We start from the raw sequence: 20,733 nt of genomic DNA, 5'->3' as shown, positions 1-20,733 counted from the left end.
GAACTGGGACCAAGTCGACTGTCATCTGCACTCGCCGTGCCATACGCGCATGGTAGCCAGCTGCGGTTAGAGTCGGCGGATGGGGCAGGTAACCGACCACTGGCGTGCCGCTCGGCTCGCGTCGGCGTTGTATGACACCGCCGCAATGCACGATCGCGTCGCTGCGGTGGGCGCAAAAGCGTTGTGGGGGTTGGCGTTGCGCGACCTGCTCGCCGAGGTTCGGCGTGTCGGTACAGCTCCCCCGGGCGCCTATGTGCTGGACATCCCATGCGGCGGAGGGTTCGCCTTTCGCGGATTGCGCGCCGGGCAGGATTGCCGTTATGTGGCCGCTGACATTTCCTCGGACATGCTGAGACGGGCACGCAGTCGGGCCACTCGGTTCGGCGTGGCCGACCTGATGGAGTTCACCGAGGCCGATATCACGTGTTTGCCGTTCCCGGACAACACCTTTGACCTGGCGTTGACTTTCAACGGGCTGCATTGCCTGCCGGACCCCCGAGCGGCGGTGTTCGAGCTTGCCCGGGTGCTCAAGCCCGGTGGGATCCTTCGCGGCACAACATGTGTACGTGGTCGCGGCTGGCGCCAGGATCGCTTTGTCACGGCGTTGCAGGCGGCGGGTTTTTTCGGGAACACGCCCGGTGCCGGTGACGTATCGCGCTGGCTCGGGGAGGCAGGACTCGAGATCGTGGCCGCACGGCACAGTGGTTCGGTCGAGCTGTTTGAGGCCGTCCGCCCCAGCGCATAACCGAGCAGCCGCGCCCGGTGTCAGAGCTCGGCGTCGAACACCGAGATGGGATCGAGGATCACGCCGGTCTCTTCGACGTAGCGGTCCCACAGGGCCAGCAGCTCGGCCAGCTTGTCCGGCCTCGCGGCGGCCAGATCGTCGACCTCGCCGGGGTCGGACGCCAGGTCGTACAGCTGCCAGCTGCCCGGACCGTAGGGGGCCGGCAGATGCAGCGCCTTCCAGTTGCCCTGACGGATGGCGCGGCGGCCGAACAGCTCCCATCCGGTTTCGGTGTCGGCGTCGTGAACGGTGTCCGCGGCGCCGGACAGATACCCGACCAATGAGCGGCCGCGCATGGGCGCCACCTCGCGGCCCCGGTAGGCGGTGCCCGGATGGCTGGTCCCGGCCAGTTCCAGCAGCGTCGGCGCGATGTCCATGACGGTGCTGAACGCGGTGCCGATCTGGCCCTGCCGGGCGAAGCCGGGCCAGGTGATGAAGCCGGGAACCCGGATGCCGCCCTGGGTGGTGAACGCCTTGTGCAGCCGCGACGGCGCGGTGGCCGCCTGCGCCCAGCGCGGGCCGTACCAGATGAACGAGGTGGGCCGGCCGAGGTTGTCCAGGCTGTTGTCGCAATGCTTTTCGATCTGCGCGGCGATCTGCGGGCCGCGCAGCGGCATCGCCTCGACGATGGCGCCCTCGGCGCCGTTGTCGGACAGGAAGATGACGACGGTGTTGTCGAGTTCGCCGGAACGGCTCAGGTAGTCGATCACCCGCCCGACGTTGTAGTCCATTCGGTCGACCATCCCGGCGTAGACCTCCATGGTGCGGGCCGAGCGGGCCCGCTCCTCGTCGGTCATGTCGGCCCACTCCGGCGCGCCGTCGGCGACCACCGGGTGCGGGGTGACGTCGGGTGGGCACAGCCCCAGCCGCTTGAGTGCGGCCAGCCGTTCGGCCCGCAGCACGTCCGGCCCCTCGTCGTAGCGGCCCCGGTATTTCGCGATCGACTCGTCGGGCGCCTGCAGCGGCCAGTGCGGCGCTTGAAACGGCAGATAGGCGAAGAACGGGCGGTCGTCGTCGGGGGCACGTTCGTCCAGATACCGCAACAGCGTGTCGGTGTAGGAGTCCGACGAGTAGAAGTCGTCGCCGACGCTGACGAACCGATCGTCTTCGGTGTAAAGCGTTGGCACCGGCGAAAACCCGCGCGCCCCCGAGCCGCCGTAGTGGCTGGCGCCGGCCGGCAGCAGGGCGAACGAGCGCTCGAAGCCGCGCGCCCACGGCGACGTCTCGATGGTGGCGCCCAGGTGCCATTTGCCCGACATCAGGGTCAGGTAGCCGGCGTCGCGCAGCAGTTCGGGCAACGCGACCACCCGGTCGTTCAGGTAGCCCTCGTAGCCGGGTGCGCCGTGGAATTGCGGGGCCGCGACCTCGAGCATGGTGCCGATGCCGGCGATGTGGTGGTCGGTCCCGGTCAACAGCATCGCCCGGGTCGGCGAGCAGGCCGGCGCCGAATGGAAATCGGTGAGCCGGATCCCGGCGTAGGCCAGGCGGTCGAGGTTGGGCGTCTCGATCTCCCCGCCGAATGCGCCGAGGTCGGAGAAGCCGAGGTCGTCTGCAACGATCACCAGGAAGTTGGGGCGCTTCACGGTCAAGCATCCTGCCAGGTCCGCCGCCAGGGCGGAATGCCGCGGCTCGCTAGGGTCGGGGCAGGCGCGTGAGCGCACGCGCGCGGGAACGGCGAAAGGCAGGCAGATGTTGGCGCAGTTCGGGATGTCCATACCCCTGGTCGCCGCCCCGATGTCGGGCGGACCGACCACCCCGGCGATGGTGTCGGCGGCCGCCCGGGCGGGCGCGCTGGGCATTCTCGCCGCCGGATACAAAACGGTGCAGGGCATCGAGGCGGAGATCAAAGCCGTTCGCGCCGAGTCGATCCCATTCGGGGTCAACCTGTTCGCGCCCAACCCGGTCCCGGTCGACCCGCAACGCTACCGGGATTACCACGGCATCATCCAGCGGGAAGCCGACCAGTTCGGCCTGACGCTGCCGCCCCAACCCGTCGAGGATGACGACGCCTTCGACCAGAAGATCGCGCTGCTGCTCGACGATCCGGTGCCGTTGGTGTCGTTCACCTTCGGCATCCCGCCGCGCGAGGTGATTGCCGCGCTGCGGCGCGCGGAAACCGTTGTGGCCCAGACCGTTACCACGGCCGACGAGGCGGCGCAGGCGCACGATGCCGGGGTGGACATGCTCGTGGTGCAGGCGACGGCCGCCGGCGGGCATTCGGCCACCCTGTCGCCGCAGCGGCCGGTGCCGTCCGTCCCGATCGCCGATCTGGTCCGGCAGGTCACCGCCCGGGTGCCGCTGCCGGTGATCGCCACCGGCGGGCTGGCCACCCCGGCCGCGGTGGCCGAGGTGATCCGGGCGGGCGCGCACGCCGCCGCGGTCGGCACCGTGCTGTTGCGGGCCACCGAAAGCGGCGCCTCGGCCACTCATCAAGCGGCACTGGCCGATCCGGCGTACACCGAGACGGTGCTGACGCGAGCCTTCACCGGCCGCCCGGCGCGCGGCCTGCGGAACGCGTTCATCGACGCGCACGAGGCCGAGGCTCCCCTGGGCTACCCCGCCATCCACCACCTCACCAGCCCGCTGCGTAAGGCCGCCGCGGCGGCGGCGAGGCCGGAGTACGTGCACCTGTGGGCGGGCACCGGATACCGTCATGCGACCGCCGAGCCGGCCGCCGATATTCTGCGCCGGCTGACATCCGCCCTGTGACAGCTCAGTATTCGAAGCGGTTCAGCACGTCGTAGCCGCGCCCGCCGGTCAGCCACGTCAGCCGGTAGATCGACCGCACGACGGCCGACGGGATCCGCTGGTAGCCGGCCAGGGCGGGCGACTGCTCGAGGAAGCGCAGCCGGGGATTCCAGTCGGCGATCCGGCGCGCGTCGCGGATGCCCCAGGTGATGATTCCGCGGGTGAAGACCTTGGAGAGCAGCGGGGCCAGCGCCGAGAGCGTGTCGAAATGCATTTCGCCGCCGGGGAATCGGTCGATCAGGCGCTGCAGCAGCAGCCGGACCTCGTCCTCGCGCAGGTACATCAGCAGCCCCTCGGCCACCATCAGGGTGGGACGTCCGGCCGGAACCTCGTCCAGCCATTGCAGCTCGGTCACCGACGAGCCGATCATGCGATAGTTCTCGGTGTCGTCGTAGAGCCGGCGGCGCAGCCCGATGACGCTGGGCTGGTCGACGTCGAACCAGGAAACCGACGGCGGCACTGACACCCGGAAGGCCCGGCCGTCCAGGCCGCAGCCCAGGTGCAGCACGACGGCGTCGGGATGGCGGCCCAACAACTCGGCGCACCAGTCGTCGAACTGCACGGCGCGCAGCGCGACGAGGTACTGATTCGACGCCGGCAACGACATGCGATGGATTCTCTTGAAGTCGTACCGGATCCGGTCCACCGCCTCGGCGGCCGCCGTGTCCCCCAGAATCGGCTGCCGCGAACGGCTTTCGCAGGCTCGCAGGTACAGCGTGACGAGGTTGGTCCATTCCACCGATCCCCAGGCGACCGAACTGAAGTCGACCTTCTCCGTGGCCGTCACGATTGCCTCCTCCTGGCCGACTTGGTCGAACCGGCCTCCTTGGCGGCCTTGGTCGGACCGGCCGTCTTGGCCGAGCGGTATTCGGTCCACATCCGCATCAGCTGATCGCGGTAGTCGCGGGTGCAGAACTCGCAGAAGTCGCGGAAGTCCTCGACCCGCCGGCGTTGCTCGGCGCGGTCGTCACCCAGCACCGACAGCGCGAACTCGGCGGGCTCGATGCCCACCCGCATCAGCGACAGCTGGGTTTCCAGCACACTGGTGAATCCGCCCGGGGTGACCCGGTAAAGGTGTTGACGGTTGGGGCTGGGCAACCGCTCCACCATGCCGCCGTCCAGCAGTTGCCGGGCGACCGTGCTGATCGAGGCCTTGCTCACCGACAACGCGTCGGCCAGCTGGGTCAGCGACTGCTGCGGCGGTTCGCAGATCAGCAGCCAGCCGTAGACCCGGCCCATCGTGCGGGTGGCGCCGAGCAACTCGAAGAACAGCCCGAGGCGGTCGACGAACTCGGCCTCGTCCGGGGACATGGGCCTCCACGTTGGGTTGCATCGTTAAGTACATACTTAACGTACAACATGCAAGCGGGCTTTGTCACGGAACCCAGCCTTGGGGTCAGATTAGAACGCGTCGGGGTTTTGCTGCACCTGGATCGGCACCGGATGCTGGTACAAACGAGAGGCGTTCTGCCAGGTGAACTTACGGATGACATCGGCAGGCAGATCACCGATTTGTTCGTGAACGGTCTGCTGGGTGTGCGGCCACGTCGAATCGCAGTGCGGGTAGTCGGCTTCCAGCATGATGTTGTCGACGCCGATCCGGTCGCGCTGCACGAACGACGACTTGTCTTCGACCGCGCAGAACCAGAAGTTGCGCACCAGCACCTCGGCCGGAGTCAGCCGCTCGCCGAGTGCCTGCCAGGTGCCGTACATGGCGTGGTAGCTGAGCATGTGGTCGAGGCGATCCAGAAGACCTGCGACCCAACCAATTCCGCCTTCGGACAAGCAGATCTTGAGGTCGGGGAACCTGCTGGGCAGCCCGGAGTAGAGCCAGTCCACCGCCGCGGAGATCGCGTAGGCGAAGAACAGCACTCCCTGCACGTCCGGCGGCGCGTCGGCGGTGGTGGACGGCGAGGACCCCGACGATCCGATGTGCAGGTTGACGACGGTGCCGGTCTCGGCGCAGGCGGCCATCATCGGGCCCCAGTGGCCGGTGTGGATGCTGGGCAGGCCGAGCATCGCGGGGTTCTCGCTGAAGGTCACGGCGTGAAAGCCTCGTTCGGCGTTCTCATAAATCATCTTCGCGCCGAGTTCGGGGTCCAGCAGCCAGGGCAGTTGGCAAGGAATGATGCGGTCGGGGTACGAGCCCGCCCAGACCTCGAAATGCCAGTCGTTCCAGGCCCGTACACAGGCCAGGGCGAGGTCACGATCGTCCGTCAGCTGCTGCAGCCGCTGGCCGGCGAATCCCGGCAGGAACGACGGGAAGTTGAGCGAGGCGTAGACGCCGTTGAGGTCCATGTCTTTGACGCGTTCATGGATATCCCAAGCGCCCCTGCGCATTTCGTCGAATCGTACCGGCTCGAAGCCGTACTCGGCCACCGGCCGCCCGACCACCGCATTGAACCCGACATTGGGCAGTTGCCGGCCGTCGTACACCCAGGTCTGTCCCCCGGTGTCGGTGTCCACGACGCACGGCGCCCGGTCGGCGAACTTGCGGGGCACCCGCCCGGCGAAGGTGTCCGGGGGTTCGACGATGTGGTCGTCGACCGAGATCAGCGTGTAGCGGCGCGGGGCGCGGGGCGGATCGGGCAACAGGGTGACCGTGCGCTGGGCGCCGGTTTTCGCGGTGGTGAAGTTCAGGTCGGTGGCCAGCTCATCGATGGATTTCATGCCCTGATCCCCTTGCACCGCAGCAGTGTTGAATGTGGGTCGTTGAGTGTGAACTGACGGCTTTCAATGTGCGGTGGCGGCGACGCGTCTCGGCGTGTCGCCGCCGTGAGCGCACACTCGGCGATGCCGTTCACCGGAGCACGTCGGGATCGGCCTTGATGGTCATCCGCGCCGCCCCCGCCCAATACACGTCGGCGGCCCGTTCGATCAGCGAACGCTGCATGCCGGCCATGTCCGACCAGTTCATGCTCACCGGTTCCCTGCCGGTCAGCATGACGTCGTAGGCCAGTTTGCACACTCGTTCGATCGAGGCGGCGCGGTAGACCGCCTCGGGCAGGTTGCGACCCGTGGCGATGACGCCGTGGTTGGCCAGAATGGTCAGGTTCGCGCCGCCGATGCGGGCGGCGAGGTCGGCGGCCCGGGCCGGGGTGTCGATTTCGCCGTCGTAGGTGTCGACCAGGCACAGGTCGTCGAGGAACAGGGAGCCGGTTTGGTGCACCAGCTCGGGCAGCGTGCCCAGCGCGGCGAGCACACAGACGTAGTACGGGTGGTTGTGGATGACGACGCGGGCGTCGTCGCGCACCCGGTGCAGCTCGGTGTGGATGTGGATGGCCGGGGTGACGTCCCAACGGCCGCGGACCACGCGCGCGTCGCCGTCCACCACGCAGATGTCGGACGCGGTGATCTCCTGCCACCACAGCCCCCACGGGTTGACGAACATGTCGGTCCGGCCGTCGCGCTGCCAGGTGATGTGTCCGGCCATGTTCTCGGCGAATCCGATGCCGGCCAGGTGACGGAACGCGACGGCAAGTGCCTGCTCGTCGGAGAGTTCGACGCCGATGGGCGGAACCACCGACGGCGCCCAGACTTCCAACCCGCCACGCCGCGCATCAGGAGCGTTCATCACCAGCCTCCATCCTGGCTCTAATATCCTCGCGAAGTCGGCCTTTGGCTACCTTTCCGCCGGATGACCGTGGCAGCTCGTCGACGACGATCAGCCGCTCGGGCAGCAGTTCCTTGGAAAACCCCTGTGCCAGCAGGTGTTCGGTGAGGTCGGCGAGGTCCAGGGTGGCGGGATCCGTGGCGGGCCCGGCGAGTTCGGCGTAGAGGCAGACCTTTTCGCCGAACACCGGATCGGGCATGGCGACGGCGGCCGCGACGGCGATGGCGGGATGTGTCATGGCCGCGTCTTCGACCTGGCTTGCGCTGATGTTCTTGCCCCCGCGCAGGATGAAATCGGAGGTCCGCCCGGTGACCCGCAGATACCCGTCGGCGTCGATCTCGCAGATGTCGCCCATGCGCATCCAGCCGTTGCGGGTGAACAGCTTGTCGTGGTCGGTGCCGCCGAGATAGCCCAGGCTGGTCGCCGGGCCCCGGCACGCGGGCTGGCCGCGCCGGGTCGCCGTGACGTCGGTGTCCCCGTCGAACAACCGGACCGCCATTTCGGGGACGATGCGGCCCGCGGTGCCGAGCCGCCGGTCTCGTGGGTCGTGCACGGTGGTGGCGCTGAGCATCCCGGTCTCGTTGGAGCCGTAGAACTGCAGGATGGTAGCGCCGGTGAGTTCCTCGAATTCGGCCGCGGGCCGGTACGGCAGGGCTTCGCCGCCGGTGTAGACGATGCGCAGCGAACTCAGGTCGTGACGGCGGCTGGCCGGGTCCGCCATCAGCATGGTCAATTGTGTACTGACACAACATAGTACGGTGACCCCGTGCCGCGCTATCGCCTCGCAGGTGGCCGCGGGGGTGAACCGGTCCAGGATGACGGCGGTGGCGCCCAGGTGGATCGGCGTGGTGTGGCTGGTCCAGATCCCGAAGCCGAATGGGGTGGGTATGACGGGCAGGAAGACGTCGTCGGGCGTCAGCATCCCGTTCGCGACAGCCTTCTGGTGGAAGTAGTACCAACGGTTTTGGGTGTGCACGACGCATTTGGGCAGCCCGGTGGTCCCGGACGTGGAGTTGATGAGGAAAACGTCGTCCGGGCCCAGTTGACAGTCGCGGTCCGACGCCCTGGGTTCGGTGTCGAGTGGCTGGGTCAATACCAGTGCGGGGATGCGCAGTTCGCCGGCCACCTCCGCGGCGGGCTTGCTGCGCGGTTGATCGCTGAGCAGGATTTTCGGCTGCGCGTTGCGCAGTATCGCGCCGGCCTCGCGGGCGCCGGCGCGCGCGCCGATACCGACGACCACCGCCCCGCGCCGTTCGATCGCCACGAACAGCACGTGGATGGCCGCGCAGTCGCCGTGCCACACCGCGACTCGATCGCCCGGGCCGACGCCGAGTCCGGCAAGCGTCTCGGCTAGATTGCTTGCAGCGCAGTCGAATTCATGCCAGGTGAAGGTCCGCCCGCCGTGGTCGATGTAGGCCGGACGCTCGGGTGTGCGTTGGGCGTTGCGGCGCACCGCGTCCGACAGTGTGGAATCGCACCACCAGCCCGCCGCGCGGAACCGGGCGACGTCCTCGTCGGAGAAGGCCGGCGAGGACTCGGTGTGCAGCCCACCGGCACTCATCACCAAATGATAGGAAAACCGTGTCAGGGATTCGGCGCGGCGGGTGCCGCGTGCCTGACGTGCGCGTCATGCGGGCGACCCGGCTCGGCCCCGCCGCGCTCGCCGACGCGCTCGCCGGCTCGCGAGTGCCAGGCGCACGGCGTAGCTGGCGGCGCTGAGCGCGAACATCGCCGCGGTCAGCAGCAGCCACCGCCCCAGGAACGGGTCCTGTGTCTGGCCGGTCGCGGCCCGGTAGGTTCCGGCGCCCTGGCCGATGATGCCGGGAAGGAACACCAGCAGCGTCAGGCCGGCGCCCAGCGCGGGCACCCGAAGGTAATTGAGCACTGGCACACCGGGCGGCTGCGGTCGCCGGGTTCGGTTCCGCAACAGCCGGTCCAGGCCGGCGTAGACGGGAAACAACAGCAGATCGTGCCCGACGACGGCCGCGACGAACCACACGATGATCGACTGCCACCACGACCGCGGGTTGTACAGCGCGTCCGGTTTCATGACGGCCACCACATAGCCCAGCAGCGCGAACCCGCAGATCATCGTCAGCAGGTGGATCGGGTGCGAACCGTAGCACCGGATGAATGCGCTACGCATCGCCGCCGGCCCGAAAGTCAATGGCGGCAACCCATTTGGTGTTGTGTACGCCGGGCAGCGCGGGCACGACGATGCGTGCGGGAAAGCCGTGGTCCACGGACAGCTCGGCGCCGTTGACCCGCAGCGCCAGCAGCGCGTCCGGGTGCAGCACCTGGCTGCCGTGCAACGTCGCGGCGTTGAAGGCGCCGGCCCGTTCCACGGAGGACACCCGCGCCGATCGCGGTGCAGGAACACCGGCGAGACGGGCCAGATCCGCCAGTCGCACGCCGGTCCACGCCTGAGTGGTCGACCAGCCCTCCACGCAGGCGATCGGCAATACCGCGGTGTGCTGCGGCATCGCCAGCAGCGAGGCACGGTCCAGGACCACCGGTCGCGCTCCACCGCCGAGGGTGAGTCGCCAGCGCGCGCCGATGTCCGCGGCGGCGATGCCGGCGGCGGCTGCGGTGCGGTTGACGTCGAAGTCGTTGGCTCCCGACCCGCGGTCGCGCCCGTGCGGCAGCAACAGGGCGGCCGGTCGGGTGCGGCCGCCGAGGGTCTGGCCGGCGGTGATCAGCGCAAGAAACAATGCACCGCCGCCCACCAGCGCCAACGCGCCGCGCCGGCTCATCGTGGCGGGGCCCGGCTCGGCGGCGGCGAGCCCGCCCGGCCGCCAGGGCTCCGGCTGGGTGTCGGCAGCTGCGGTGCGCAGGACCGCCCGCATCGACATCGAGCGCAGCCCGGCCCACATCCGCCGGCCCTTGATCGTCACGTGCATGAGGAATCCGATGGCGAACACCCAGGCGCCGAAATAGTGTGCGGTGTAGAAACTGAAGCCGAAGATGTAGTCGTACTGGATGTTCAACACGCCGGTGACCATCTCGAACAGGATGCCCCCGACCAGCATCAGCACCGAAACACGTTCCAGCAGTTGGGCAATCGAGCGTGCCGGCGGCCATGCGAAGAGCCTGGGGATGACTGACCACAGCTTGGCGAGCACCACCGGGATCAGCACCAGTCCCAGCCCGACATGCAGTCCCTGGGTTGCCCGGTACAGCCACGGCGGGTCGGTGGGCCAGTCGAAGACCGGCAGCCTCAGCCACGCGACCTCGGCCGGGACGGCCTGGCCGAACCGCGGCCCATAGGCGATGTAGGACAGCAGTCCCGTGACGATGACGACGGGCAGGGTCACCAGCAGGATCGAACCGAACACCGACGTCAACCAGGGCCCGCGCAGCGGGCTGCGCCACAGCCGCCCGGGGAAGCTGCGCCCGGTTGTCCGTGTCGGCTTCATCGGGTTCCTGTGTGGCTGGGCTTCATCCTGATGATCTTTCACGACGCAGCGGCGTTGATGGTTCAGATTCGGTGGCGCGGGCGGATGCGTCCCACCACCCCCGGCACCCTCAGGCCGCCCGCCTAAATCCCTTGTGTCACTTTGGTTTCTGTGGTCACATGGCGGCGATTCTTGTCGGTGCCCCTTCATACACTTCGAGGCATGGGTTGCAGCAGCCGTGAAGAGATCGTCAAGGTCTTCGATGCGCTGGATGCTGCGGTCGACCGCCTGGGCGAGTTGAGTTTTGACGCGTTGACGCCCCGCGAGTGTCTATCGTTGTTGCAGCGCTGCGAGACGGTGCGCCGGCGGCTGCCGGCGGTCGAGCATCCGCTGATCAACGCGCTGGCCCGCGACGCCAGCCCGGCGGAGTTGGGTGGCCGGCTTTCGCATGCGATCGCCGAGGCCACCCTGATCAGCCGCGCCGAGGCCGCCCGGCGGGTGCACACCGCCGCCGACCTGGGCCCCCGCGTCGGGCTGACCGGCGAGCCGATCGCCCCGGCACTGGCGGCCACCGCGGCCGCGCAACGGGCCGGGTTGTTGGGTCCCGAGCAGGTGGCGGTGATCCGTAAGTTCTGCCACCAGTTGCCCGGTTGGATCGACCAGGCAACCCGGGAGCGCGCCGAAACCGACCTCGCCAACCAGGGTGGGCGGTATCGTCCCGAACACCTCGCGGCACTGGCCGGCACGCTGGCCGATTGCCTCAACCCCGACGGCCTCTACCGCGACGAAGACCGCGCCCGCCGCCGCAGCCTCACCCTCGGCAACCAACACGCCGACGGCATGTCCGAACTCCGCGGCTGGCTATCCCCCGAGCTGCGCGCCACCCTGGAAGCGGTGCTGGCCAAACTCGCCGCCCCCGGCATGTGCAACCCCCTCGACGAAAACCCCTGCGTGGACGGCACGCCTACCGAGCAGGCCATCGAGGGGGACACCCGCTCGGCGGCCCAGCGCAACCACGATGGGCTGCTGGCCGGCCTGCGCGCCCTGCTGGCCTCAGGAAACCTCGGCCAACACAACGGCCTCCCGGCCTCCATCATCGTCACCACCACCCTGGCCGACCTCGAAACCGCCGCCGGCAAAGGGCTCACCGGCGGCGGCACCCTGCTGCCCATGTCCGATGTGATCCGGCTATCCCGCCACGCCCACCACTACCTCGCCATCTTCGACCACGGCAAAGCCCTGGCCCTGTATCACACCAAACGCCTGGCCTCCCCCGCACAGCGCATCGTGTTATACGCCAAAGACCGCGGCTGCACCGCCCCCGGCTGCACCGTCCCCGGCTACTACACCGAAGTGCACCACTGCACCGACTACGCCACCTGCCACACCACCGACATCAACGACCTCACCTTCGCCTGCGGACCCCACCACCGCCTCCTACAACCCGGCGCCTGGACCACCCACAAAAACGCCAAAGGCGAAACCCAATGGATCCCACCACCCCACCTAGACCGAAACCAACCCCGCACCAACACCTTCCACCACCCCGAAAAACTCCTACGCGGGGAGAACGGGGATGAAGACGAGGACAGCGACGGCGATGACGACGAGGCGGCGTAGCGTCACTGCCCCGCGATCACGGAAGCTGCAGGGCCGTCGGCATTTTCACCCGCCACGGCGTACCGGGTGCCCCGCGGCGCACGCGACCACAACACGCCGTCGTGCGCGGTGACGCCCGCGGAGATCAGCGCCCGCTTGAGGATCTTGTTGGTGGCGGTGGTGGGCAGCCGGTCGTTGATGCGCACGTAGCGCGGCCACGCCTTGGGTGACAAGTCGGGCTGCGACGCAAGGAACCGCCCGAATTCTTCCGGGCTCAGCTGCGCCCCGGCGCGCAGCACCAGCGCGGCCATCACCTGGTCACCGACCCGCTCGTCGGGGACCGCGTAGACGGCGACCTGGCTGATGTCGGGCAACCGCGCCAGGATCCGTTCGATCGGCGCGGCCGCCAGGTTCTCCCCGTCCACCCGCATCCAATCCGCGGTCCGGCCGGCCAGATAGATCCACCCGTCGGCGTCGCGGTAGGCCAGATCGCCCGACCAGTACATGCCGTGTCGCATCCGCTCGGCCGTCGCCTCCGGATCGTTGTAGTAGCCGACGAACGGGCCGGCGCCCTGGGTGTTGACCAGCTCGCCGACCGCCTCCTCGAAGTTGCTCAGCGCGCCATGCTCATCGAACTGCGCGACGGCGCATTCCTTCAGGGTGGTCGGGTTGTAGATGCTGACCCCGGGATACGGCCTGCCGATGGAGCCGGGCGGGGTGCCGTCTTCGCGCACCACGATCACCGCGAACTCGCTGGAGCCGAAGCTGTCCACCACCCGGCATCCGAAACGCCGTGCGAATTCGGCGATGTCGCGATCGGTCGCCTCGTTGCCGAAGGCCACCCGCAGCGTGTTGTCGGCGTCGTCGGGTCGCTCGGGAGTGGACAGGATCAGCGCCAGCGGCTTGCCGACATAGTTCAGATAGGTCACCCGGTAGCGGCGCACGTCGTCGAGGAACCGCGACGGCGAGAACTTGGCGGGAACCATCAACGCGCCGCTGCCGACCGCGACGGCCCACCCGGCGGCGACGCCGTTGGAATGAAACAGCGGCATCGCCAGATAGCAGACGTCGTCCGCGGTGACGTCGTATTGAAAGATGAGGCTGGCGCCGCACATGATCGCCATCCCATGCGCGAACCGCACCGCCTTGGGATTGCCGCTGGTGCCGGACGTGAAGATCATCATGAACGGGTCGGCCGCCGTCACTTCGCGGTGCGGAATCAGCGGCGGCGCCGCGGCAACCGCATCGGCATAGGCCGGCGACCCGACCTCGAGAACCTGAATTCCGTTGAGGTCCAACCCGTCCAGCAACGGCAGGTGCTCGTCGTCGACAAGGAGGATCTGGCAGTCGGAGCGGTGGACGTCGGACAGCAGCGCTGATCCCCGGCGGGTGGTGTTCAGCCCGCACAGGACGTAACCGCCGAGCCCCGCGGCGGCCATGGCACGCAGCATCGCCGGTGAATTGCCCAGCGCCGCACCGACATGCAGCGGGCGGGCGGGGTCGGCGCGGGCGATCAGCGCCGCCGCCTCGGCCTCGGCCTCGGCCAGGTGCTCGCGCCACGTCCAGGTCTTGTCGCCGTATGCGACCGCCGGGGTGTCGTCGTGTCGGCGCTGCCGCAACAGCTGCTGCACCGTCTCAATCATCGTGTCGTCAGCACCAGCCCGGCATAGCCGCGGTCGGCCACCTGCTCGCAGTGCCGCCGATACGTGCCGAACCCTCCGATGTAGGGCATGAACACTCGTTTCTTGCCTTCGATGTTGGCGCCCAGGTACCACGACGAGGCCGCCTTGGGGAACAGCGTCCGCTCAGCCACCTCGGCCACGTGCCGGGTCCACTCCACGGCCGCGTCCCGCCGCGGCTCGACCTCGGTCACCCCCAGTCGGCGCGCCGCACACAGCAAATCCATGACCCAGTCGACTTGGACTTCGGCGTGCAGCACCATGTTGGCCAGCACCGAGGGGCTGCCGGGCCCGCTGATGCTGAACAGGTTCGGCAGGCCCGGCACCATCATGCCGAGAAAGGTCAGTGGCCCGTCGGCCCAGATGTCGCGCAGTCGGTCGCCGCGGGGCCCCGTGGGGTTGATGCGGGTCAACGCTCCGGTCAGCGCGTCGAAGCCGGTCGCGAAGATCAGCACATCGCAGGGATATGTCGTTGTGCTGGTTTGTATTCCGTCTGCGGTGATTGCTTCGATGGGCTCGCGGCGCAGGTTCACCAGCCGCACATTGTCGCGGTTGAAAGTGGCGTAGTAGCCGTCGTCGGTGCAGATCCGTTTGGTGCCGATCGGGTGATCCACGGGAATGAGGTCCGCCGCGACGTCGGGATCGGTGACGATTTCCCGGATCCGCTCCTCCGCGAACGTCCTGGCGATGTCGTTGGCGGCCGGATCGCTGGTTTGGTCGGGGAACGTCTTGGCGAACAGCACGCCACCCTCGCGCCACCGCTTCCACAGCGCTTCGGCCCGTTCGGCCGGGTCGGTGTCGACGGCGTTCTTGTGGTACGTGCCGTGCGGGGTGCCCGACGTTGCGTAGGCGGAAACGCGGCGGCGCTCGGGATACTGCTCTTGAATCCGTTGCTGCTCCTCGGCCGAAAACGGCCGGTTGGGCATGGGAATGGTGTAGTTCGCGGATCGCTGAAAGACGACCAGGCTTTCGGCTTGCGCGGCGATGATGGGGGTCGCCTGGATTCCCGACGATCCGGTGCCGATCAGGCCGACCCGCTTGCCGCGCAGGGCGGGATCCTCGCGCGGCCAGGCGGCGGTGAAGTACACCTCGCCCGAGAAGTCCTGCGCCCCAGGGATATCGGGCCGGTTGACCGCCGACAGGCAGCCGGTGGCGCAGATCAGGAACCGTGCGGCAAAGGTCTGCCCGTTGCTGGCGCCGACGCGCCAGCGGCCGTGTTCGAACGCGGCGTCGACGACGTCCGCACCGAAGCGGTAGTGGCGGCGCAGGTCGAAGCGGTCGGCGACGTGCCGCAGATAGGCGAGGATCTCCGGCTGTGCGGCGAAGCGTTCGGTCCACTGCCAGCTGCGCTGCAGCTCTTCGTCGAAAGAGTAGGAATAGTCCACGCTTTCGACGTCGCAACGCGCACCCGGGTAGCGGTTCCAGTACCAGGTGCCGCCGACGTCCGGGGCCGCCTCGAGCGCGGTCACCGACAGGCCGGATGAGGCGGCACGGTGCACGGCGTAGAGCCCGCCGAATCCGGCGCCGATGACGAGGACATCGCTGACGTCGGTCATGCTGGGGCCTCTCGGTGCGCCGGATGCAACAACCCGTCGCCGGCCGGGGCGCCGTGCGGGCAGTAGATGCGGACGCGTGGGAATCCGGCGTTCAGCTGCTCCGGCATGGCCCGCACCATGCCGTCCAGCGGGTCGTCCATGTGCACCTCCGACCGCATCGTCGCGCTCATGCGGGCCGGTACTTCAACAGCGTGATCCCGTCCTGCAGATCGTAGAACACCGGGCTGACCCGCATCCCGATCCTGATGTCGCCGGGGTCGACGTCGACCAGCTCGGTGCTGAACTTCGGCCCGGCATCCCAGTGCACCACCGCGGGCAGCTGCGGCACCGCGTCGGCCCACGGCGGGCCGGTGGGCCGGCGTGCGACGGTGAACGTGTACAGCGTTGCGGCGCCGTCGATTTCCCGCCATTCCAGGTCGTCGGCCAGCGTTCCCGGTGACAGGATGCGCGGATAGAACACGTAGCGCCGCAGCGACGGCGAGTACTGCACCAGGATCCGATGCTGCGCCAGGCCGTCCCAGAACGGCCGCGAGACGGGGGTGGGCTCGGGAATCGGGCGCGGTGTCATCGCTACTCCCCCTGCAGCAGCAGGGCGACCTGCTCGCTCATGATGCCGCCGTTGCCGGTCACGAAGGCGGTGTGGCAGCCGGGCACCTGGGCGTCGCCGGCCCGGCCCATGATCTGGCGGGCGCCGTCGACCACATGGTGCATGCCACCGGCCATGCCGGCCTGGCCGAAGGACAGTTGGCCGCCGGCGGTGTTCAGCGGGAAGTCGCCCCGATGGGTCAGGTCGTGGTCGCCGATCCATTGCATGCCTTGGCCTTTCGCGCAGAATCCGGCGTCTTCCAGGCTCATCAGCACCGTGATCGTGTAGCAGTCGTAGATGGAGGCGACGTCCACATCCGGCCGGTCCAGCCCGGCCATCGCGAAGGCCCGTTCGGCGGCGCGCGCGATCGGGGTGGACAGCAGGTCCTCGGCGTACGTCGGGGTCTTGAAGGCGATGTGTTCGCCGAAGCCCTTGATCCACACCGGGCGGTGGCGGCCGCGGCGGGCGAGGTCGGCGTTGGCGATCAACACCGCGGCTCCCCCGTGCACGCGCATCACCGTTTCCAGCATGTGGATGGGGTCGGCGATCATCGGGCTGCCCAGCACGTCGGCCGCCGTAATCGGGGTGCCGAAGAAGACGGCGCCGGGATGGGCGCACGCGTTGGTGCGCTGGTCGACGGCGATCTTGGCGAGCGCGGCGGGGTCGTAGCCGAATTCCGCGGCGTACCGCTGGGCGATCTGCGCGTAGGGCGCGTTCTGGCCGACGTTGCCGTACGGGATCTCGAATTCGGCCTGCGGCGAGCCGTAGTTGTTGGATGACGCCCCATACCAATTGGGTTCGGGCGGGGGTCGGCGCGCGGAGTGCGGCACCGATGCGGACCCGGGGACCACGGCCAGCGCCGCCTCGCAGATGCCGAGTTCGACGGACGCCGCGGCCCGCCACACCATGCCCGCGGAGCTGGCCCCGCCCAGATCGACGCGCTCACCGAAATCGCATGCCAGGCCCAGGTATTCGCACAGGGTGGCCGGTGCGAACATGGCCGACTCGGCGACGCCGTGGGTCAGCAGCCCGTTGACCCGGCCGGGGTCGACGCCGGCGTCCTCGATCACCAGCTTCGCCAGCAACGCGTACTGGTCGAGGGTGAACCGCGGCGGACCGGTCGGCCGTCGCTCGGCCGGCAGCTCCGTGATGCCGACGATCGCCGCTTCGCCGCGCAGCCCGGTCACGATCGGGCTTCCCGCCGCGGCAGCTGCACGGTGGCCGTGCCGGGCATCAGCACGGTGTCGTCGCGCCGGCCGGCGATGTCCAAATCGACCAGGCCGGAGCCGCTTTCGTCCAGCCGCTTGCCGGTGACCCGGCCGCCGAAACTGAGCGGTTCGCCCGGATAGGCGACTGCCCGGTTCTGCACCGAGAACGACACCAGTCGTCCGCGTCCGCCGATCCAGTCCCCCAGCGCGCGGGCCAGCAGCGCCGCCTGAAGCGGGCCGTGCACCAGCACATCGTCGTATCCCTCGGCGCGGGCCCACTCTTTGTCGTAGTGGATGCGGTGACCGTTGTAGGTGGCGGCGCTGAAGAAGAACATCTGGGTTTCGTCGACGGTGACGGTCAAGGTGGGGATGTGATCGCCCACGCTGACGTCGTCGTAGAACAGCTCGGTCATGGCGGCCTTTTCTCGGTCGGGTCTTGCTAGGGTCGGGCGATCATCGACGTCGACGCCTCGGCCAGTAGCTCGTCGTGCTGGTTGCGGTACACCGTGTGCCACGTGACGAGCACGAATCTGCCGGAGCGGCCCTGCTTTTCGACGATCGAGGCGATGGTGCGGACCATGTCGACCCGGTCGCGGTGATAGGCGGGCAGGTGGAAGGTGAAGCTTTCCCCGCCGGCCATCCGCTTGGGTGCGCGCGGAAACGCGAGGCTGCCCGTGACCGCGCCGGAGGATCCGTCGGGGCGCAGCGAGTCCAGCCGCGAGACGCCGAGGATCGCGTATTGCAAAAACAGCGGCGGGCAGATGATGTCGCGAAAGCCGTTGGCGCGCGCGTAATCCGGGTCGAAATACAACGGGTTGTGGTCGCCGACCGCCGCGGCCCAGCGCTGCCAATCCCGTTGGTTCACTTCGCCGGTCGCCGACGCGGCGACTGTACCCACCCGCGCCGCCGACTCGGCGTCGACCAAGCTGTCCTCACTCACCGATCTCCTCCCAGGTTTGTTCGAGCCACGATGCGGCGACGTCGGCGCCGCCGCCCAGCGTCGAACCGAGCCGGGCCCGTTCGCTCCACAGATGCAGGTCGGTCTCGGTGACATAGCCCATGCCGCCGTGCAGTTGGTGCGCGTCGAGCGTGATCAGCCGGGCGGCGGTGGCCGCATGCATGCGCGCGACGGCCGTCTCCCGGCTCGCGGTGCGGCCGCGTCCCAGCCAGAACACCGCAGCGTGCGCGGCCAAGCGTGCCGCCGTCAGCGCGATGTGCATGTTGGCGACCACGTGCTGGGCGGCCTGAAACGAGGCGATGGACCGGCCGAATTGGTGACGCAGCTTGGTGTAGTCGACGGTGCGGTCCAGCACGGCCTGCCCGACGCCGACCAGGTCGAGCGAGCCCAACGCCACCGCGGTGTTGGCCAGCCGGCGCAGGTCGGTCGGGGTGACGCCCGCGGCCACGGCGTCGAGCACCGCGTCGTCGCCGATCGCCACGTCGTCGAAGCGGACCGCGAAGGCCCGGTGCCCGCCGGCCATGTCCAGCGGCGCCAGGCTCACGCCCTCGGTGTGCGGGTCGACGAGGAACACCAGTGTCCGCCCGGCCGCAGCGGCCGATGCCACGACGAGGTCGGCGACGTCGGCGTCGGCGACGTAGTCGACGGTTCCGTTCACCCGCCACTGGGAGGCCGGTGCACCGGCCCGATCGGCGCGCAGCACCGGGGACACCAGCGCGGCGTCGCGGGCGCTCCACAGCGCGGTGGTGGCGCGCAGACTGCCCGACACCAGCGGCGGCAACCACCGGGCCTTGGCGTCCCGGGAGCCGAGCCGGTCGACGGCCAGGGCCGCCTGCACGCTGTTATGCACCGTCGTCGGGCACAGCGCCCGGCCGGCTTCGGTGTAGAAGACCGCCAGGTCGTCCAGCGAGCCGCCGGAGCCGCCGTACTCCTCGGCGATGGCCAGGCCGAAGACGCCCGCGCCGCTCAGCGCCTTCCACAACGCGGGGGTGCGGCGGTCGGCGTCCGGTTCGTTCAGCGCTCGCACCAGGTGCAGCGGGTTCTGGGCGGCCAGCAGCGCGCGCAGCGACGCCGCGAAGTCGCGCTGTTCGGCGGTGGGTGTCAGTTTCATCTGGGTGGTCGGGTCCGGGTCAGCGTCCGTAGCTCGGCATGGCGTGCCCGCGCTGGGCGATGATGTCGCGCAGCACCTCGTTGGTGCCCCCGCCGAAGCGCATCAGCGGGGCCGCCCGGTAGAGCCGCTCGAATTTGCCTGCCAGCGGGGCGTTTTCGCTGCGATGCGCCAGCAGCCCGTCCACTCCGAGCAGGTCGAGCGCCAGATCCGCGATGCGCTGACGCAGCTCGCTGGTGAAGATCTTTTCGACGCTGACCTCGACGGTCGGGATGACGCCGCTGTCCAGGATCGACGCCGCCTCGTAGCCCATCAGGGTGGCCACCGCCACGTCGGCTTCGGCCTGCGCCAGCCGGCGGCGCAGCCACGGGTCGTCGGCGGGCACCGTCCGGTCGCGGCGCGGCCGCCGCGCCAGCTCGTGCAGTTCCTCGACGGCGCGGCGCAGGTCGCCCGCGTTGGTCAGGGCTCCCCGTTCGAGGTCGAGCGCGCCGGTGATGTAGGTCCAGCCGTGGTTGACTTCGCCGATCAGATTGGTGACCGGCACCCGCACGTCATGGAAGTGCACCTCGTTGGTGCGGTAGCCCGACCACGCGTACAGCGGGCGGATGTCGATCCCGGGGCTGTCGATGGGGACGATGACGACCGAGATGCCGCGATGCCGGGTGCCGGTGGGATCGGTGCGCACACAGAGCCATTCGTGCGTCGCCCGCTGCGCCCCGCTGTTCCAGATCTTGGTGCCGTTGATCACCCACTCCTCGCCGTCGCGGACGGCGCTGGTGCGCAGGTTGGCCAGGTCGGTTCCCGCGTCGGGCTCGGAATAGCCGACCGCACAGATCATTTCGCCCTTGGCGATCAGCGGCAGCCATTCGGTTTTGTTGCGTTCGGTGCCGTGCCGCATGATCATCGGCGCCACCGACGTCACGGTAAGGTCGGGGCCCGGCACGCCCCAGTATTCGAATTCGCTCATCAGCAGGTGCAGGTGCACGGCGCCCAGCCCCAGGCCGCCGTACTCGCGGGGCCAGTTCAGCCCGAACCAGCCCTTGGCGCCGATCTTGCGCCGGAACCGGGCCACTTCGCCGTCGGGAAACTCGAGATCGTGTTGGGCGAGCTCGGCCCGCAACTCCTCGGTGACGTTGTCGCGCAGGAATTCGCGAATCTCGGCCAGCCAGGCGCGCTGCCCCGCGTCGAGTTCGAAATCCATTCCGGCGCCTGTGCCTTTCTGCGGGTGCCTTTCCGTCGGCCTCACACCGAGCCTTACACCGAGCAGCGCCAGCGTAACGCCACGGCGAGAATGCGCCCGGGATTTCGCCGTGGCGTTACGCCCGGCGTACCGCGAAGGGCCGGGAAGGGTCCCGAAGGATTGACGCCGCGCCTGTTAATGCGCTGTCAAGCTCCCGTTAAAACCCCTCGACACGCTCGCGGTTCCGTGCGGGGGCTGGGAGGATTTTCAGATCGGTTGGTCGGCGCGGACCAGACACCGCCGGGTCGAGGGACTCGAA

At 69.0% G+C, this 20,733-nt stretch carries 20 protein-coding genes; 3 read left to right on the top strand and 17 right to left on the bottom strand.

Annotation, left to right across the window (positions count from 1 at the left end; all coding sequences use genetic code 11):
* Positions 1–79 precede the first annotated feature (79 nt).
* Complete coding sequence (locus NF20_RS03240; RefSeq protein WP_023864577.1) at positions 80–745, top strand: class I SAM-dependent methyltransferase; 666 nt, start codon at positions 80–82, stop codon at positions 743–745.
* Between the two features lie 20 nt (positions 746–765).
* Here the strand turns inward: NF20_RS03240 and NF20_RS03235 are convergent, their stop codons facing one another.
* Positions 766–2,367, bottom strand: a complete 1,602-nt coding sequence (locus NF20_RS03235; protein ID WP_011725184.1) for an arylsulfatase — start codon at positions 2,365–2,367, stop codon at positions 766–768.
* A gap of 106 nt (positions 2,368–2,473) precedes the next feature.
* Here NF20_RS03235 and NF20_RS03230 point away from each other — a divergent pair, with 106 nt between their 5' ends.
* Complete coding sequence (locus NF20_RS03230; protein ID WP_033712877.1) at positions 2,474–3,493, top strand: NAD(P)H-dependent flavin oxidoreductase; 1,020 nt, start codon at positions 2,474–2,476, stop codon at positions 3,491–3,493.
* A gap of 4 nt (positions 3,494–3,497) precedes the next feature.
* Here the strand turns inward: NF20_RS03230 and NF20_RS03225 are convergent, their stop codons facing one another.
* From NF20_RS03225 to NF20_RS03195, 7 genes are all read right to left on the bottom strand, one after another.
* Positions 3,498–4,319, bottom strand: a complete 822-nt coding sequence (locus NF20_RS03225) for a class I SAM-dependent methyltransferase (protein ID WP_033712876.1) — start codon at positions 4,317–4,319, stop codon at positions 3,498–3,500.
* Positions 4,316–4,843, bottom strand: a complete 528-nt coding sequence (locus tag NF20_RS03220) for a GbsR/MarR family transcriptional regulator (RefSeq protein WP_033712874.1) — start codon at positions 4,841–4,843, stop codon at positions 4,316–4,318. Before NF20_RS03220 ends, NF20_RS03225 begins: the two co-directional genes overlap by 4 nt.
* A 90-nt stretch (positions 4,844–4,933) precedes the next feature.
* Positions 4,934–6,202 (bottom strand): amidohydrolase family protein, encoded by a 1,269-nt coding sequence (locus NF20_RS03215; RefSeq protein WP_033712873.1) that lies wholly within the window; start codon positions 6,200–6,202, stop codon positions 4,934–4,936.
* 130 nt (positions 6,203–6,332) lie between these two features.
* Entirely contained in the window at positions 6,333–7,106 is a 774-nt protein-coding gene (locus NF20_RS03210; protein WP_024637546.1) for a class II aldolase/adducin family protein, read from the bottom strand.
* Entirely contained in the window at positions 7,093–8,706 is a 1,614-nt protein-coding gene (locus tag NF20_RS03205) for a class I adenylate-forming enzyme family protein (RefSeq protein ID WP_033717208.1), read from the bottom strand. The genes NF20_RS03210 and NF20_RS03205 overlap by 14 nt, the downstream gene beginning before the upstream one ends.
* Positions 8,707–8,772: 66 nt before the next feature.
* On the bottom strand, positions 8,773–9,291 hold the full coding sequence (locus NF20_RS03200) for a hypothetical protein (protein ID WP_033712871.1): 519 nt from the start codon (positions 9,289–9,291) through the stop codon (positions 8,773–8,775).
* Positions 9,284–10,561: a molybdopterin-dependent oxidoreductase gene (locus NF20_RS03195; RefSeq protein WP_033712870.1), complete on the bottom strand. Its 1,278-nt coding sequence runs from the start codon at positions 10,559–10,561 to the stop codon at positions 9,284–9,286. The genes NF20_RS03200 and NF20_RS03195 overlap by 8 nt, the downstream gene beginning before the upstream one ends.
* Before the next feature lie 201 nt (positions 10,562–10,762).
* Between NF20_RS03195 and NF20_RS03190 the strand changes: the two genes are divergently transcribed.
* Entirely contained in the window at positions 10,763–12,160 is a 1,398-nt protein-coding gene (locus tag NF20_RS03190; RefSeq protein WP_033717206.1) for an HNH endonuclease signature motif containing protein, read from the top strand.
* Positions 12,161–12,162: 2 nt separating this feature from the next.
* On the opposite strand, the gene fadD1 is transcribed toward NF20_RS03190, so the two are convergent.
* From fadD1 to NF20_RS03150, 9 genes are read right to left on the bottom strand one after another with little or no spacing between them, the layout of a single operon-like run.
* Positions 12,163–13,782, bottom strand: coding sequence for a fatty-acid--CoA ligase FadD1 (gene fadD1, locus NF20_RS03185; protein WP_033711700.1), 1,620 nt, complete (start codon positions 13,780–13,782; stop codon positions 12,163–12,165).
* Positions 13,779–15,374 carry a flavin-containing monooxygenase gene (locus tag NF20_RS03180; protein ID WP_033711699.1) on the bottom strand — a complete coding sequence of 532 codons (1,596 nt, stop codon included), beginning with the start codon at positions 15,372–15,374 and terminating at the stop codon, positions 13,779–13,781. The genes fadD1 and NF20_RS03180 overlap by 4 nt, the downstream gene beginning before the upstream one ends.
* A complete protein-coding gene (locus NF20_RS27560; protein ID WP_162936200.1) occupies positions 15,371–15,544 on the bottom strand; it encodes a hypothetical protein in 174 nt (57 codons plus the stop codon). The genes NF20_RS03180 and NF20_RS27560 overlap by 4 nt, the downstream gene beginning before the upstream one ends.
* Positions 15,541–15,942, bottom strand: a complete 402-nt coding sequence (locus tag NF20_RS03175) for a Zn-ribbon domain-containing OB-fold protein (RefSeq protein WP_033711698.1) — start codon at positions 15,940–15,942, stop codon at positions 15,541–15,543. The genes NF20_RS27560 and NF20_RS03175 overlap by 4 nt, the downstream gene beginning before the upstream one ends.
* A gap of 2 nt (positions 15,943–15,944) precedes the next feature.
* Positions 15,945–17,147 (bottom strand): thiolase family protein, encoded by a 1,203-nt coding sequence (locus NF20_RS03170; RefSeq protein WP_033711696.1) that lies wholly within the window; start codon positions 17,145–17,147, stop codon positions 15,945–15,947.
* Positions 17,144–17,581, bottom strand: coding sequence for a MaoC family dehydratase (locus NF20_RS03165; protein ID WP_019732365.1), 438 nt, complete (start codon positions 17,579–17,581; stop codon positions 17,144–17,146). Before NF20_RS03165 ends, NF20_RS03170 begins: the two co-directional genes overlap by 4 nt.
* Positions 17,582–17,607: 26 nt before the next feature.
* Positions 17,608–18,108 carry a MaoC family dehydratase gene (locus NF20_RS03160; RefSeq protein ID WP_033711695.1) on the bottom strand — a complete coding sequence of 167 codons (501 nt, stop codon included), beginning with the start codon at positions 18,106–18,108 and terminating at the stop codon, positions 17,608–17,610.
* Positions 18,101–19,237 carry an acyl-CoA dehydrogenase family protein gene (locus NF20_RS03155; RefSeq protein ID WP_033711693.1) on the bottom strand — a complete coding sequence of 379 codons (1,137 nt, stop codon included), beginning with the start codon at positions 19,235–19,237 and terminating at the stop codon, positions 18,101–18,103. The genes NF20_RS03160 and NF20_RS03155 overlap by 8 nt, the downstream gene beginning before the upstream one ends.
* Before the next feature lie 19 nt (positions 19,238–19,256).
* On the bottom strand, positions 19,257–20,435 hold the full coding sequence (locus NF20_RS03150; protein WP_009977138.1) for an acyl-CoA dehydrogenase family protein: 1,179 nt from the start codon (positions 20,433–20,435) through the stop codon (positions 19,257–19,259).
* Positions 20,436–20,733 lie beyond the last annotated feature (298 nt).

The organism is Mycobacterium sp. MAC_080597_8934, assembly GCF_000523975.1.
Lineage (GTDB): Bacteria > Actinomycetota > Actinomycetes > Mycobacteriales > Mycobacteriaceae > Mycobacterium > Mycobacterium avium.
The sequence above is the reverse complement of the archived record's forward strand: the minus strand, read 5'-3'. Positions and strand labels throughout refer to the sequence as shown.

Coding starts and splice junctions, on each gene's coding strand:
- NF20_RS03200 (WP_033712871.1), bottom strand. CDS start 9,291: ATGCGTAGCGCATTCATCCGGTGCTACGGTTCGCACCCGATCCACCTG.
- NF20_RS27560 (WP_162936200.1), bottom strand. CDS start 15,544: ATGAGCGCGACGATGCGGTCGGAGGTGCACATGGACGACCCGCTGGAC.
- NF20_RS03195 (WP_033712870.1), bottom strand. CDS start 10,561: ATGAAGCCGACACGGACAACCGGGCGCAGCTTCCCCGGGCGGCTGTGG.
- NF20_RS03165 (WP_019732365.1), bottom strand. CDS start 17,581: ATGACCGAGCTGTTCTACGACGACGTCAGCGTGGGCGATCACATCCCC.
- NF20_RS03210 (WP_024637546.1), bottom strand. CDS start 7,106: ATGAACGCTCCTGATGCGCGGCGTGGCGGGTTGGAAGTCTGGGCGCCG.
- NF20_RS03190 (WP_033717206.1), top strand. CDS start 10,763: ATGGGTTGCAGCAGCCGTGAAGAGATCGTCAAGGTCTTCGATGCGCTG.
- NF20_RS03205 (WP_033717208.1), bottom strand. CDS start 8,706: ATGAGTGCCGGTGGGCTGCACACCGAGTCCTCGCCGGCCTTCTCCGAC.
- NF20_RS03220 (WP_033712874.1), bottom strand. CDS start 4,843: ATGTCCCCGGACGAGGCCGAGTTCGTCGACCGCCTCGGGCTGTTCTTC.
- NF20_RS03215 (WP_033712873.1), bottom strand. CDS start 6,202: ATGAAATCCATCGATGAGCTGGCCACCGACCTGAACTTCACCACCGCG.
- NF20_RS03155 (WP_033711693.1), bottom strand. CDS start 19,237: ATGAAACTGACACCCACCGCCGAACAGCGCGACTTCGCGGCGTCGCTG.
- fadD1 (WP_033711700.1), bottom strand. CDS start 13,782: ATGATTGAGACGGTGCAGCAGCTGTTGCGGCAGCGCCGACACGACGAC.
- NF20_RS03230 (WP_033712877.1), top strand. CDS start 2,474: ATGTTGGCGCAGTTCGGGATGTCCATACCCCTGGTCGCCGCCCCGATG.
- NF20_RS03175 (WP_033711698.1), bottom strand. CDS start 15,942: ATGACACCGCGCCCGATTCCCGAGCCCACCCCCGTCTCGCGGCCGTTC.
- NF20_RS03150 (WP_009977138.1), bottom strand. CDS start 20,435: ATGGATTTCGAACTCGACGCGGGGCAGCGCGCCTGGCTGGCCGAGATT.
- NF20_RS03240 (WP_023864577.1), top strand. CDS start 80: ATGGGGCAGGTAACCGACCACTGGCGTGCCGCTCGGCTCGCGTCGGCG.
- NF20_RS03180 (WP_033711699.1), bottom strand. CDS start 15,374: ATGACCGACGTCAGCGATGTCCTCGTCATCGGCGCCGGATTCGGCGGG.